Source organism: Maribacter caenipelagi, from assembly GCF_004364175.1.
GTDB classification, from domain to species: Bacteria; Bacteroidota; Bacteroidia; order Flavobacteriales; family Flavobacteriaceae; genus Maribacter; species Maribacter caenipelagi.
The window spans coordinates 358,455-371,753 of record NZ_SNZW01000014.1 but is presented as its reverse complement, the minus strand read 5'-3'; the positions used below and the strand labels follow the sequence as shown (position 1 = coordinate 371,753).

At 34.3% G+C, this 13,299-nt stretch carries 14 protein-coding genes; 8 read left to right on the top strand and 6 right to left on the bottom strand.

Annotated elements, in window-relative coordinates; genetic code table 11:
* Nucleotides 1-44 precede the first annotated feature (44 nt).
* Entirely contained in the window at nt 45-1,916 is a 1,872-nt protein-coding gene (locus DFQ03_RS09725; protein ID WP_133672977.1) for a TonB-dependent receptor plug domain-containing protein, read from the top strand.
* 57 nt (nt 1,917-1,973) lie between these two features.
* On the opposite strand, the gene DFQ03_RS09720 is transcribed toward DFQ03_RS09725, so the two are convergent.
* Nucleotides 1,974-3,443 carry a S41 family peptidase gene (locus tag DFQ03_RS09720; protein WP_133672976.1) on the bottom strand — a complete coding sequence of 490 codons (1,470 nt, stop codon included), beginning with the start codon at nt 3,441-3,443 and terminating at the stop codon, nt 1,974-1,976.
* A gap of 27 nt (nt 3,444-3,470) precedes the next feature.
* Nucleotides 3,471-5,003: a S41 family peptidase gene (locus DFQ03_RS09715; protein ID WP_133672975.1), complete on the bottom strand. Its 1,533-nt coding sequence runs from the start codon at nt 5,001-5,003 to the stop codon at nt 3,471-3,473.
* A gap of 220 nt (nt 5,004-5,223) precedes the next feature.
* Between DFQ03_RS09715 and DFQ03_RS09710 the strand changes: the two genes are divergently transcribed.
* The 6 genes from DFQ03_RS09710 to DFQ03_RS09685 all read left to right on the top strand — a co-directional run bounded on the left by DFQ03_RS09710 (nt 5,224) and on the right by DFQ03_RS09685 (nt 8,945).
* Entirely contained in the window at nt 5,224-5,733 is a 510-nt protein-coding gene (locus tag DFQ03_RS09710) for an RNA polymerase sigma factor (RefSeq protein WP_133672974.1), read from the top strand.
* Nucleotides 5,720-6,157, top strand: coding sequence for a hypothetical protein (locus DFQ03_RS09705; protein WP_133672973.1), 438 nt, complete (start codon nt 5,720-5,722; stop codon nt 6,155-6,157). Before DFQ03_RS09710 ends, DFQ03_RS09705 begins: the two co-directional genes overlap by 14 nt.
* 1 nt (nt 6,158) lies before the next feature.
* Nucleotides 6,159-6,713 (top strand): DUF4252 domain-containing protein, encoded by a 555-nt coding sequence (locus DFQ03_RS09700; RefSeq protein WP_133672972.1) that lies wholly within the window; start codon nt 6,159-6,161, stop codon nt 6,711-6,713.
* Between the two features lie 113 nt (nt 6,714-6,826).
* Entirely contained in the window at nt 6,827-7,369 is a 543-nt protein-coding gene (locus DFQ03_RS09695; RefSeq protein ID WP_133672971.1) for a DUF4252 domain-containing protein, read from the top strand.
* Between the two features lie 63 nt (nt 7,370-7,432).
* Nucleotides 7,433-7,972 carry a DUF4252 domain-containing protein gene (locus tag DFQ03_RS09690; protein ID WP_133672970.1) on the top strand — a complete coding sequence of 180 codons (540 nt, stop codon included), beginning with the start codon at nt 7,433-7,435 and terminating at the stop codon, nt 7,970-7,972.
* Nucleotides 7,973-8,135: 163 nt separating this feature from the next.
* A complete protein-coding gene (locus DFQ03_RS09685) occupies nt 8,136-8,945 on the top strand; it encodes a mechanosensitive ion channel family protein (protein WP_133672969.1) in 810 nt (269 codons plus the stop codon).
* A gap of 108 nt (nt 8,946-9,053) precedes the next feature.
* Here the strand turns inward: DFQ03_RS09685 and DFQ03_RS09680 are convergent, their stop codons facing one another.
* The 3 genes from DFQ03_RS09680 to DFQ03_RS09670 all read right to left on the bottom strand — a co-directional run bounded on the left by DFQ03_RS09680 (nt 9,054) and on the right by DFQ03_RS09670 (nt 12,097).
* Nucleotides 9,054-9,935, bottom strand: a complete 882-nt coding sequence (locus DFQ03_RS09680; protein ID WP_133672968.1) for a mechanosensitive ion channel family protein — start codon at nt 9,933-9,935, stop codon at nt 9,054-9,056.
* Between the two features lie 126 nt (nt 9,936-10,061).
* Complete coding sequence (purB, locus tag DFQ03_RS09675; protein ID WP_133672967.1) at nt 10,062-11,405, bottom strand: adenylosuccinate lyase; 1,344 nt, start codon at nt 11,403-11,405, stop codon at nt 10,062-10,064.
* Between the two features lie 125 nt (nt 11,406-11,530).
* Complete coding sequence (locus tag DFQ03_RS09670; RefSeq protein ID WP_133672966.1) at nt 11,531-12,097, bottom strand: adenylosuccinate lyase; 567 nt, start codon at nt 12,095-12,097, stop codon at nt 11,531-11,533.
* A 34-nt stretch (nt 12,098-12,131) separates the two neighbouring features.
* Between DFQ03_RS09670 and DFQ03_RS09665 the strand changes: the two genes are divergently transcribed.
* Nucleotides 12,132-12,605, top strand: a complete 474-nt coding sequence (locus DFQ03_RS09665; protein ID WP_133672965.1) for a heme-binding domain-containing protein — start codon at nt 12,132-12,134, stop codon at nt 12,603-12,605.
* Here the strand turns inward: DFQ03_RS09665 and DFQ03_RS09660 are convergent.
* Complete coding sequence (locus DFQ03_RS09660; protein WP_133672964.1) at nt 12,574-13,260, bottom strand: SIR2 family NAD-dependent protein deacylase; 687 nt, start codon at nt 13,258-13,260, stop codon at nt 12,574-12,576. The two genes, DFQ03_RS09665 and DFQ03_RS09660, sit on opposite strands and share 32 nt — an antisense overlap.
* Nucleotides 13,261-13,299: the final 39 nt, after the last annotated feature.

The following is a 13,299-nucleotide window of genomic DNA, read 5'->3' as shown; positions in this document are numbered from 1 at the left end:
TATGGGTACAGACATACTACACTCCCGTTTATGAATTTAAACGAATGAAAAATTATTTAATGTGGCCTGTGGTCACTGTATTGTTATGTGCAAAAGTAGGAGCACAGCAAGAGCAAGATTCTACGGCAACGTTGCAACTAGATGAGGTGGTCGTGAGTGATTCGCGTTTTGAATTAAAGCGTGAAAATTCGGGTAAAACCGTAATTTCGATTTCTCAAAAAGAATTGGAACAAAATCAAGGACGTTCGGTCGCTGAAATTATCAACACAAAAAGTGGAATTGAAATTAACGGAACCAGAAGTTATGCAGGTCAGAACCTTTCTACTTTTGTTAGGGGAGGTAATAATCGCCAAGTTTTGGTCATTATTGATGGTATTCAAGTATCTGATCCATCGGGTACAAGCGCAGAGTATGATTTGAGATTACTGAATATGTCACAAATTGAAAGTATTGAAATCTTAAAAGGTGCGGCGAGTACACTTTACGGAAACTCAGCAGCAACCGCAGTTATTAATATTACGACCAAGAAAGCTAAGAAAGAAGGTCTTGCGTTAGGTGTTATCTCTAGCTACGGCACAAACCAGACCGAAGGGGATCAGAATTATAATATTTCCGATATTTCCAATACGGTGAATTTGACAGCTAAATATGGAAAATTATCTATTCTAGCTTCTGGTGGACATCAAAACACGGACGGATTATCAGCTGCTATCGGAACGGAATCAGATGAAGTTTCTAGAATAGATGGTAATTTTAAAGTGGGGTATCAATTTTCTGAACGCTTTGATTTTAACGTATCTGCTTTTTATAATAAATTGAATAGCGATTACGATAATGGATTTCCGATAGAAGATGCAGATTTCTACTTTACCAGTGAACAGTCAAGATTTGGTTTGAGTTCTGCATACAAGTATGAAAACGGAAGTATTAATGTAAATGCTGCATTTAATCAAATTACGAGGGCTTTTGAATCTAGTTTTCCTGCTAGTTATGATTCACAATCATATGTGTTGGATGTTTTTAATAAGTACACGTTTTCAGATAATATTCATACCATAGTTGGGATAAATTATATAGACAATAAGACCTTGTTCTTTGAGGAATATAACTCTAATACTGTTGATCCTTATTTAAATGCTGTATATGTTGGTGAGCAGGGAATTAATGTGAATGCAGGTGTACGATTAAACAATCATAGTGAATACGGTTCTAACTTCATTTATAATATTAATCCCTCATACAGGATTAGTATTAAGGACGGATATTTAAGGTTTATGGGTAGTTATGCAACTTCATACATTGCGCCTAATTTATCTCAGTTATATGGACCGTTTGGTGCAAACCCTGATCTAAATCCAGAAGAAGATACAACTTTAGAGGGAGGTATGGAGTTTAAGGTATCAGATGCTTTTACTATTAATGTAGTTTATTTTAATAGAACCGAAGATGATAGAATACTATATGAAACTATTGATCCAGTTACTTTTGAGAGTCAGTACAGAAACTCTGCTGAAACAGCACATTTTGATGGAGTGGAAGTAGGCTTAAATTCAGAACTGGCAAAAGGACTTACGTTTGATGCCAATTACACCTATACCAATTCTAAGGAAGGTTTGGCTTTAAGAGTGCCTAAAAGTAAGATTAATGCATCTTTAGGTTATGTAATAAAAGACAGAACATATGTTGGATTGGCATATCAATTTGTGTCGGATAGAACAGATACCGATTTTGCTACTTTTTCAGAAGTGACATTAGATAGTTTTAGCCTAGCTAATTTACAATTGAGGCATCAATTCTGTAGTAATCTATCTGCATTCTTGGCAGTCGATAATCTTTTAAATGAAACATATACAGAGTTAGTTTCGTATACCACTAAAGGACGAAACGTTCGCATAGGTTTTAAGCTAAGTTTGTAATCAAATAAAAAGGACAGCCAATCGGCTGTCCTTTTTATATTAGTATTTTAATACGTTTTAGAATTCTAAATCGTAAACTGTATCATCTACCATTCTATCGCTCATAAGGCTTTTCTCTTTAGAGCTGCTTATTATGTTGATAGGATATTTAACGGTAAAATCGCGTTTACCCGTAGCACCAGTTATCACTTCAATGGCTTTTGCCAGTAATGGCTCGTTTTCTTCACCTAAAATTCCAAGGTTACTATAATCTTCTTTCAACTCGTAATCTGGCTGTAAACCGCTTGTAAAGTCAAAGAAACCATCAGCATTTTCATTTCTACCTATTAAGGGTTGAATAGCCCACTGGTTATCTGGATTAATATTGTTTACTCTCGATGGAGTGTACAAGTAAGAATTATCGCGATCATCTACTAGGGTAGTAGAGAATTCATTTTTTCCTCTTGTTACATCGCCAATCTGTATAACATCCATATAAGGCTCTAAGCTATTGATCAACAACTCACTTGCTGAAGCAGAACTTGAGGATGTTAACACATATACCTTGTTCAACCCTAAAGAATTGATGTTATTGCCATTTACCTTATCGGTAAAATAAATTTCTAATTGGCTGTCATTAAATTGCTCTTGAAGCTTATCGTTGTATCTCTTTCTTAAGAATAAATCAGAAGTATTGGTGCCATAGATCATACTGGCCAATAGCCTTGTAGTATTAACAGAACCGCCTGGGTTATAACGTAAATCCATTACAAGATTAGTGATTCCTGCAGACCTCAAATCTTCTACAGCTGAATATAAATCATCATCATATTCATTTGTAAACTGGTTGTACATAATATAGCCAATATTTTCACCTGCAATTGTAAAAGACTTGGCTATAAATACCGGGTTTTCCGCAAGACCATCTTGTTTGGTAAGCGAAACTTCAATGTCATTCGGTGTTATATTACCATTATCAAAATCTGCCATATTCAAAGTGTAGGTATCATTCTCACCAAAAAGTAAATCGATATAATTAGATGTGGTTAATGTTTGACCATCAACACCTGTAAAAAGATCACCACGCTGAATTTCTACTGTGCTGGCATTTGAGTTTGGTACAATGTAACGAACGAAACCAAAAATATCTTCACTGTCTTGAAAGCGTACGAGTCCGAATTCTAATCCGTTACTTTTTGAAATACCCGCAAGAGAATTTGTAAGCTCTCTGTAATCTTCGTTATAAAAACTAAAACGATCTTCTATATACTGCAATTTACTATCAAAGAAAGCGGCAGGATCGTCGGCAGAATCTAAAAAAGCAGTGTACTCAGCTCTACCTTCTTCGGTACTTTCAAAACGGTCGTCTGCTAAATCATCTATATTTGCCTGCCAGAAATACCAAAAGTTCATGGCCTTCCACATAAAATCTTGAACCTCTACATCTGCAGAGCCATCTGGATCAACTGTGTTCGGTAAAGACAAATCATCATCTTTAGAACACGAGAATGTAACTGCAACAACTAATAATGCTAATATCTTCTTCATAAATAGGGAAACTGAAATATTTTAGATTTATTTCTTTTCAGCAACAGGAATTTCATTTACAGGAATACTATTGTTTAACAACAGAACAGTATTTCTAGGATTATAAAGTTTAGAACTAGAAACCACGTTTGCAGGCATAAGTACGTCGAAATTTCTTTTACCGCTGATACCTGTAATTTCTTGAATAGCTCTAGCAAATAAAGGTTCGTCGGCATTACCAAGAACACCAAGGTTCGTAACATCTTCAGAAAGTTCAATATCAGGAACTAAACCATCTACATAATCGGTAAACCCAGCGCTATTTTCAACTTGACTTATAATTGGCTGTAATCCCCATTGTACATTTGGATTGATGTTATCAACTCTTTCAGCATCATAAACATTACCACCTTCTGGATCATCGACAAATAGAACCGATCCTTGATTTTTACCAACAGTAGTGCCACCGATATGAACAACATTCATATATGGTGCTAAACCGACCATTACTAACTCACTAGCAGAAGCAGAACCTTCTGTAGCAATGATATAAACGGTGCTAAGGTTTAAGGTGTTTAAAGGTGCATCAGAATTTCCGTCAAAAGCTCCTGTAGTATTTACAAAATAATTTTCAGTAGAACTACCGAACTCTGCTTGTAATTTTGCGTTATACACAGTTTTATAAAGTAAGTCTGAAGTATTTGTACCTCTGATTAAACTGGCAAGAACAGCAGCTGTAGAACCTCTACCACCTGGGTTATACCTTAAATCTAATACCAAATCATTTACACCTTGCGCAATAAAATCTGCAAATATGGCATTTAAGGCATCTTCAGAACCAGAAACGAATTGATTGTACATTAAATAACCTATTTTTTTATCACCAGAAGTAATAACATTACTCACATGAATAGGATCTTCAACCAAGCCTTCAGATTTGGTCAATGTTACTTTTCTGTCACTAGGACTAATACCGCCATCTACAATTTCGGCCATATTTAAAGAGTACGTATCATTATCGCCAAAAAGCAAATCTAAATTATTGTCTTCTGGGTTTTCTCTGTTAGAAAATAAAGTCTGGCCGTCAACGCCAATAAATAAATCTCCCCTTTTAATATCTTGTCCAGATGCATTAGAATTTTTAACGATGTATTCTACAAAACCAAATACTTCATCAGTACCTGAAATACGTCCTAAACCAAATTGTAGTCCGTTACTTTTAGAAACACCGGCAGAACTATTTACTAATTCAGTATAATCATCGCTGTAAAAAGTGAATCTGTCTTCAGAGAATAATAATTTATTTTCTAAAAGGTCTATCGGCTCAGCGTTTTCGGTTAAATATTCTTCATAGGCAGTCTGCGTATCAAAACGATCATCCGCTAAATCTGGCACATCACCTTGCCAGAAATAATAAAGATTTAATGTTTGCCAAAAAAAGTTCTGGACTTCAATATCTACAACAGGTACTTCTTCTTCGGGTGTTTCAACAACTTCTTCTTCAATAACAGTATCGTCATCATTATTACAAGAGGTAACAACAAATCCTAAACATAGGAGGGACAAGAAAAATTTTTTCATAGCTTCTTTTTAAATTATAATTTGTGTTTTTAACATTCAAGTGATAGAATGCTCATAGGTACACGGAAAATAAACCTTTACGTAAGTACGTATATAATTAGTATAAGGATGTTAAATTTACTTACAACTCATTAAAATAAAAATTAATTGTAACAAAAATCGTTCTACATCGTCTTCTTTTTGTAAACCGATAAGAAAGTTTACGAACAGCCAAACCAGAATGAAACAAACGGAGTTTTTAAATATTGTGTTACCCTTTAAGGATAAGTTATTCCGGATGGCCAAAAGATTATTGGTGTCTACGGAAGAAGCTGAAGATGCAACGCAAGAGATTTTAATAAAGTTATGGTCCAAGAAGAATAAAATGGATAGCTATAACAATGTAGAAGCTTTTGCTATGACAATGACCAAAAACTTTTGTTTAGATAGGTTGAAATCTAAACAGGCCGGTAACTTGAAATTGGTACATACTAATTATACAGATTCTAATACTTCGTTGCAAAGCGAATTAGAGGCAAAAGATAGTATCAGTTGGGTAGAACGCATAATGGCAGAATTGCCCGAACAGCAAAAGATGGTATTACAATTGCGAGATGTAGAACAATACGAATATGAAGAAATAGAGAAATTACTGGATATGAAACCTACAGCCATACGGGTAGCCTTATCTAGAGCTAGAAAAACCGTAAGGGAAAAATTAATGGAAAAGCATAATTATGGAATTGCATAACATAGAAAAATTAATAGAAAAATATTTTGAGGCGACCACTACGGTTGCCGAAGAAGAAATACTTAAAAAGTATTTTTCAGAGGATAAAGTAGCTCCTCATTTAGAGCAGTATACACCTTTGTTCAATTACTTTACGATAGCAAAAGAAGAGCGCTTTACAAAGCAGGTACCATTAAAACCTAGAAGAAATTATTTGAAATGGGTATCCGTTGCCGCGATAGCAGTCTTTATGTTTGGGCTTTATTTTTATCAGCCTATACCGCCTCCCGTTACTTTAGCAGATGAGTATACGCCAGAGGAAATAGAATCTGCAAAAGAGGCTTTTGCCTTATTAGCAATGAATTTTAATAAAGGTACAGAGCAACTATACCATTTAGATGAATTTGAAAAAACAACGAATAAATTTTTAACGAAAAACAACTAAAATGAAAAAGATACTTGTATTAACGCTTTTGGTGTTAGCCCCCGTAATAATCAATGCTCAAGATATTTTTGAGAAGTATGAAGATAATGATAAGGTAACCTTTGTTGCCATGCAGCCAAAAATGTTTCAAATGTTGGGTAAAATGAGCGTAAGTTCAGATGATCCCGAAGCAAAAGAGTTTTTTGAGTTGGTTAATTCTATTACCAGTTTTAAGGTGATTACCACTGAAGACGCAGCAATTTCTAAAGATGTAGATAGCTGGGTGACAAACAGACTCAATAGCTCTTCTTTTGAAGAACTAATGAGGGTGCGTGATGGCAGCTCTAATGTAAAGTTTTATGTAAAAGAGGGTAAAGATAGCGACCATGTAAAAGAACTATTAATGTTTGTAACCGGTATGAAAGATATGGACATAGACATCAATGGTAAGAAATTGGAAACTGTTCTTTTGTCATTGACCGGAGATATTAATTTACGATCAGTATCGAAATTGACAGATAAAATGGATTTACCTGGAGGAGACCAATTAGGTAAAGCAGGGAAGAAGGGGAACTAAAAAGTATTTAGAAGTGTTGACCCCTTAATTTCAGCACTTTTTCGAAAACAAACATTCATCATTTCATCAATCGCCAAAACCTAAATAGGGTAGCGGCATTAAAAACAACAATCATGAAAAAAGTAGCAGTAGTAATTTTAATGGCAATTTTACCCGTATTGGGTTTTTCACAATCTGTATTTGATAAATATGAAAATATGGATAATGTAGGGTCTGTAATTGTAAACAAAGGTATGATCGACCTAGTTTCTAAATTAGGCGGCATGAGTGACGACGCCGAGGCGAAGGAGTTTATGGAAATAGCCAGCGGACTCAGAAATGTAAAGGTGTTCATGACCGAAGATGCCTCGGTAACGGCAGATATGACATCAACCGTAAAGAAATATCTTAAGTCTTCGAAGCTAGAAGAGTTAATGCGAGTAAAAGATCAAGATGTCAACGTAAAGTTTTATGTGAAAGACGGAAAAAAGAAAGACCATGTATCAGAATTATTGATGTTCGTTAGTGGTTTAGAAAATGTAGACGTAGGGCATAATGGACGTAAACTTGAAACGGTTTTAGTTAGTCTTACCGGTGACATAGATTTAAATAAGATAGGAACTTTGACCAATAAAATGGATTTGCCTAAAGATTTGAATAAAGCATCGGGTAAATAAAAAATATTTGAAAAAGGTCTTCCATTTAATGGAAGACCTTTTTTGTAATTTAAAAAGAATAGTATGAAAAAAGTATATTTTATGATGATGTTGGTACTAGGTTTTGCCATTTCATCATGCTCGTCAGAACAGAGCTTGCAAGAGTTTTATATTTCAAGTGCAGAGAATCCTAATTTTATGTCTTTTGATTTGCCTTCTAGTCTCTTAGATTTAGAAAAAGCAAATTTGAGTGATTCAGAGATGGAAGCGGCTTCGTCACTTAAAAAGTTGAATGTATTAGCGTTTCAGAAGAAGGCTGATAACGAAGCAGATTATCAAGCTCAAAAAGCAACGATTAAATCGATTTTAAAAGCCGATGATTATAGTGAGCTCATTAAAATGAACACGTCAATGGGTAAAGCGACATTACAGTTAAAGGGAGATGATGATAGTATTGATGAGTTAGTAATTTATGGCGATAATGATGAAAAAGGATTAATTCTTGTTCGTGTTCTCGGAGATGATATGAACCCCGCAAGTTTTGTTCAATTAATTCAAGCTATGGAAAAATCTGATTTAAATGGCAAGGGTCTCGAAAAACTCGGAAATTTAATTAAAGGATAAATTCATAATCTAATTGTATTATAAACAGCCCATTACATAATTGTAATGGGTTTTTTATTTGTTCTAATTCCGGTTGACCTCTATTTTTAATGTGACCAATCAATAAAATTGGTGTCCTAATAAGTGAGAATAATATACAAACAACCTAAACAAACATTTTAAAATGGAAAACGCACAAGTATGGATTGACAAAGGAATTGGAATGGCAATGGAATATGGACCAAAGGTTCTTTTGGCTATTGTTATTTATATCATTGGTTCTTGGGTTATAAAAAAGTTAATTGGTGTCACTAGAAAAGGGATGACCAAGCAGGATTACGATGAATCATTGCAGAAGTTCTTGTTAAGTTTAGTGAAATGGACACTTACAATATTTCTGATTATTACGGTTATTTCAACCTTAGGTGTTGAAACTACTAGCTTTGCAGCGGTTATTGCAGCAGCTGGTTTAGCTATCGGTTTAGCATTACAAGGGTCTCTTTCTAATTTCGCTGGTGGCGTACTGCTAATAATTTTCAAACCTTATAAAATTGGAGATTTAATAGAAGCACAAGGTGTATTAGGTAATGTAAAAGAGATTGAAATTTTTACAACTAAGTTGGTTACACCAGAAAATAAGTTGGCGATTGTGCCGAATGGTGCAATGGCAAACGGTAACATAGTAAACTACACCGCAGAAGGTAAAATTAGAGTTGATACTACAGTTGGTGTAGATTACGGTTCTGATTTACAAAAAACAAAAGATGTGTTATTGGCAATGTTGAAGGCAAATCCTCAAGTATTACAAGATCCAGCTCCTTCAGTTAATGTATCTGAATTGGCAGATAGTTCTGTAAATCTTGCAGTGCGTCCTTTCTGTAAGCCAGAAGATTTTTGGGATGTTTACTTTGCAACAATTGAAGGTACTAAGAAAGCATTAGATACTGCAGGTATTGAAATTCCTTACCCGCACGAAGTTCAAATAAATAAATAATATTTAGTCTAGTTAGTTAGTAAAAGCCCTTTGAACTTGCTCAACGGGCTTTTTTAATTTTACTCGATAATCGAAATATAAATACTCTGATGCTTTCCTCGAAATATTTTACTCTTTTACAATCTGTAGATTGTTTTTTCCAAAGTCTAATGTTCGAATAGGGAACGGAATATTGATATCGCGATCATCAAAGTGTTTCTTAATGATTTTAATGGCTTTATGTCGTGCGGCATGTTCTTGTTTCACATTAACACAGTCTGTCCAAAAACGGACCATAAAGTTGATAGAGCTATCGCCGAACTCAGTAAAAAAGAATTCCACGTTTTCGTCATCATTCTGCTTAAAATTATCTGATATAATTTTTACGGTTAAATCTTCTACCATCTGTAAGTCACTTTCATAACCCACACCACAATTCACAAAAATTCTGTTTCTGTCGTTCATAGAATAATTAGTGAATGATCCGTCTATAAATTTAGAATTGGGTATAACCACTACATTATTATCTGGTTTTTTAAGAATAATGTTTCTGAGACTTATTTCGGTAACAAAGCCAGATACACCATCAGCAGAGATAAAATCATTGATTTTAAGCTGCGGCATAAAAGATAGTATAAGTCCGCCAAATGTGTTGCTTAGCGTTCCTTGAAGTGCCAAACCGATTGCTAGACCAACAACACCTGCTCCAGCTAATATACTTGTTAATACCTTGTCAAGGTCTAAAACACCTAAGGCTATAAAAAACCCGATTAGTATAATAACGACAAATACTACTTTGGCTATTATTTCTTGAATGGAAACTTGAGATATTTTTCTCAAAATCGTTCTTTTAAGAACTTTACGTATTCCTCTGGCTAGAAAGTAAAATAAGAACATTACCAAAACAGCCATAGCTAGGTTTGGTAATTTTAAGATGATTGATTCTAGCCAGCCATCTAATTTATCCCATAAATTACTTACTGATTCTTCAACTGAGAAATTTGTTTGCATACAATTTTAGTTTTTTGTTCAAGTGAAATATATGCGTTACGAACCACAATCTAAAATACATATCGCCCGAAACGGGCGATATGGTGTATATGAACAAAAGAAATTTTTTAATGCATTAAAACTGGCTTAAATACCAGTGTAATTACTAGGAGATATTTGTTTTAACTCGTTCTTAATTTCGTTAGATACCTCTAAAGTGTCTATGAAGTTTGCTATAGAATCTTTATTGATTTTCTCGTTGGTACGTGTAAGTCCTTTTAAAGCTTCATAAGGATTAGGGTAATTTTCACGTCTTAGAATTGTTTGAATTGCTTCAGCCACTACGGCCCAGTTATTCTCTAGATCTTGCTCAAGTTTTTGTTTGTTTAAAAGTAATTTGTTCAAGCCCTTTAGAGTAGATTGAAAAGCGATAATAGTATGAGCAAAAGGAACACCTACGTTTCTTAATACGGTACTATCGGTTAAATCTCTTTGCAATCTAGAAACTGGAAGCTTAGCTGATAAATGTTCAAAAATAGCATTGGCAATACCAAGGTTACCTTCAGAATTTTCGAAATCTATAGGGTTCACCTTGTGTGGCATAGCTGATGATCCAACTTCACCTGCCTTGATTTTTTGTTTAAAATAATCCATCGAAACGTACGTCCAAAAATCGCGATCAAGATCGAGAATTATAGTGTTTATACGTTTAAGACCATCAAATAATGCGGCTAAGTGGTCATAATGTTCAATTTGAGTTGTTGGGAACGAATGTTGAAGTCCTAATTTCTCTTGCACGAATTCTTGACCAAAGGTTCTCCAATCTATCGTAGGGTAGGCCACTAGATGAGCGTTGAAATTACCAGTAGCACCTCCAAATTTTGCAGCACTTGGTATATCGTTCAATAAATTGAATTGTTCTTTTAAACGAACTACGAAAACCATAATTTCTTTTCCTAATCGTGTAGGCGAAGCAGGTTGCCCGTGTGTTCTTGCCAACATAGGTATGTCTGACCATTCTAAGGTCAATACATCTAATTTTTCAAGTAACTCAAAATATTGAGGAACATATACTTCGTTCATTGCTTCTTTAATAGAAAGCGGAATAGCGGTATTATTGATATCTTGAGAAGTTAACCCGAAATGGATAAATTCTTTAAATTCAGAAATGCCTAAAGAGTCGAATGCCTTTTTAATAAAGTATTCGACAGCCTTAACATCATGATTGGTAGTTCTCTCAATCTCTTTAATTTCTTCAGCATCTTCAGTAGAAAAATCAAGGTAAATTTTTCTAAGGGTATCAAACTTTGACGTATCAAATGAAGAAAGTTGCGGTAATGGAATTTCGCAAAGTGCAATAAAGTACTCTATTTCTACTCTAACTCTATATTTTATTAATGCTTCTTCAGAAAAGTAAGCTGATAAAGATTTGGTTTTAGAGCTATAACGACCGTCAATAGGTGAAATGGCATTTAATGCATTAAGAGACATAATGAATGGTTAAATTAATAAGGGGCAAATATACCTAATCGTATCAAAGTTTAAAACCATATGTGCTTTAAGTTATGGTCAAATGGATTTATTTAATGAACAATTTTAGATGGTTTATTAATACACTACTTTTTTTCTAGAACTTTTAAGGTCATTCTGGCTCTTGCCTTATATGCAGCACTTCCGCTTTCATAGTTTTGCTTAAGTATTTGTTGTAATTCTGGATGAATCCATGTTATTCTTCTTCCTATTAATAAAAGTGTGGTCATTGAGTATGCTTTTGGGGCAACTTTATAATCACCGATTAGCCAATCAAAAGCAGCTTCTGTAATGGCATTTAAATGATATGTGGTTAAATTTTGTTTTAGTTTTTCAGACTTTTTTGAAAATTCGTTTATTACTAATAACTGACAAATTTTTGAAGCAGGACGAACAGACGATTCTAGTGAAATATGTTTTAACGAATCGATGAATACATCAAGGTTCGTTATAATTGGGGTTAAATTTATTTGTGCAACACTTTCTAAAACCCAACCAGCCTTACATGATATGGGGTCTACATCGTCTTTAATTATCTCAATAAGAATAGGGATTAAATGTAGATTGTCTTCAATTCTAGATACCATTTTACCACGGCTTTCTCTTGAAGCGTTAACATAATTCAAAGCTTCATAAAGTTTTTCCTTATTCATAAAATTGTATCTTTAATTTTCATTTCCCCCAAATATGAAATTACTAAAAAAAATTAGCCTAGGAGTCCTAGTGGTGTTCGTGGCCATGCAATTTTTCAGTCCAACAAAAAATACATCCGCAGGTAAGCATACCGAAGCTTTTATAAAGCAAACGAATCCTTCGCCAGAACTTAAAACTTCATTTGAAACTTCTTGTTACGATTGTCATAGCAACAATACAGAATACCCTTGGTATAATAATATAGCTCCTATTTCATATTTATTGGCAGGTCATGTGAAAGACGGTAAAGAACATTTGAATTTTTCTGAATGGGAAAATTATTCGTTAGATAAAAAGGATCGTTTATTAACGGAGATAGAAGAGCAAGTAGTCAATGGTAAAATGCCTTTATCTCAATACACGCTATTTCATAAAAACACAGAACTTACTACTAGCGAAGTTAATAAATTGGTCGAGTGGGTAAGACAAACTAGAATTATTTATCAATTAGGGAAGCAACCAAAGTAGGAGTTCCGGTTACTGCAGTTTCAGCAATAATAGTTAGATTGTTTTTTTTAGATTTTGTTATAGCAGGCTTTGGGTCAATGAAATATATTGGCGTCGAAAAGTTGACAAAATCTATTAAGCTTGCAGCTGGGTATACCTGCATAGATGTGCCAATAATAATTAAATAATCTGCTTTTTCGGAAATAGCAATTGCTTCTTCAAATAATGGTACAGCCTCGCCAAACCAAACGATATGTGGTCTAAGTTGAAATCCGTTTTTACAGGTATCGCCCAGTAAAATATCTTGCTTACATTCAAATATTTCATTAGTTGAATTTATATTTCGTGCTTTTAATAATTCGCCATGAAGATGTAGTACTCGAGAACTGCCGGCACGCTCATGTAGATCATCTACATTTTGGGTGATAATATGAACATTAAAATATGCTTCTAGCGTAACCAACGCCTTATGTGCTGCGTTGGGTTCGACGGTTAGCAATTGCCTTCTTCTTTGATTGTAAAACTCCAACACCAATTCCGGATTATTCTGAAATCCTTCTGGTGTGGCAACCTCCATAACATCATGACCCTCCCATAAGCCATTAGCATCTCTAAACGTTTTTAATCCGCTTTCAGCAGAAATTCCGGCACCTGTTAATACAACAATGTTTTTCATGGGTTCTAAATAATATTTATAAAAATATACTTTTCTTAT

Bases quoted from the DNA above. Each gene is read 5' to 3' on its own strand.
- DFQ03_RS09670 (WP_133672966.1), bottom strand. From the start codon at position 12,097: ATGAATAAGGAAAAACTTTATGAAGCTTTGAATTATGTTAACGCTTCA.
- DFQ03_RS09690 (WP_133672970.1), top strand. From the start codon at position 7,433: ATGAAAAAAGTATATTTTATGATGATGTTGGTACTAGGTTTTGCCATT.
- DFQ03_RS09685 (WP_133672969.1), top strand. From the start codon at position 8,136: ATGGAAAACGCACAAGTATGGATTGACAAAGGAATTGGAATGGCAATG.
- DFQ03_RS09720 (WP_133672976.1), bottom strand. From the start codon at position 3,443: ATGAAGAAGATATTAGCATTATTAGTTGTTGCAGTTACATTCTCGTGT.
- DFQ03_RS09705 (WP_133672973.1), top strand. From the start codon at position 5,720: ATGGAATTGCATAACATAGAAAAATTAATAGAAAAATATTTTGAGGCG.
- DFQ03_RS09725 (WP_133672977.1), top strand. From the start codon at position 45: ATGAAAAATTATTTAATGTGGCCTGTGGTCACTGTATTGTTATGTGCA.
- DFQ03_RS09680 (WP_133672968.1), bottom strand. From the start codon at position 9,935: ATGCAAACAAATTTCTCAGTTGAAGAATCAGTAAGTAATTTATGGGAT.
- purB (WP_133672967.1), bottom strand. From the start codon at position 11,405: ATGTCTCTTAATGCATTAAATGCCATTTCACCTATTGACGGTCGTTAT.
- DFQ03_RS09660 (WP_133672964.1), bottom strand. From the start codon at position 13,260: ATGAAAAACATTGTTGTATTAACAGGTGCCGGAATTTCTGCTGAAAGC.
- DFQ03_RS09700 (WP_133672972.1), top strand. From the start codon at position 6,159: ATGAAAAAGATACTTGTATTAACGCTTTTGGTGTTAGCCCCCGTAATA.
- DFQ03_RS09695 (WP_133672971.1), top strand. From the start codon at position 6,827: ATGAAAAAAGTAGCAGTAGTAATTTTAATGGCAATTTTACCCGTATTG.
- DFQ03_RS09710 (WP_133672974.1), top strand. From the start codon at position 5,224: ATGAAACAAACGGAGTTTTTAAATATTGTGTTACCCTTTAAGGATAAG.
- DFQ03_RS09715 (WP_133672975.1), bottom strand. From the start codon at position 5,003: ATGAAAAAATTTTTCTTGTCCCTCCTATGTTTAGGATTTGTTGTTACC.
- DFQ03_RS09665 (WP_133672965.1), top strand. From the start codon at position 12,132: ATGAAATTACTAAAAAAAATTAGCCTAGGAGTCCTAGTGGTGTTCGTG.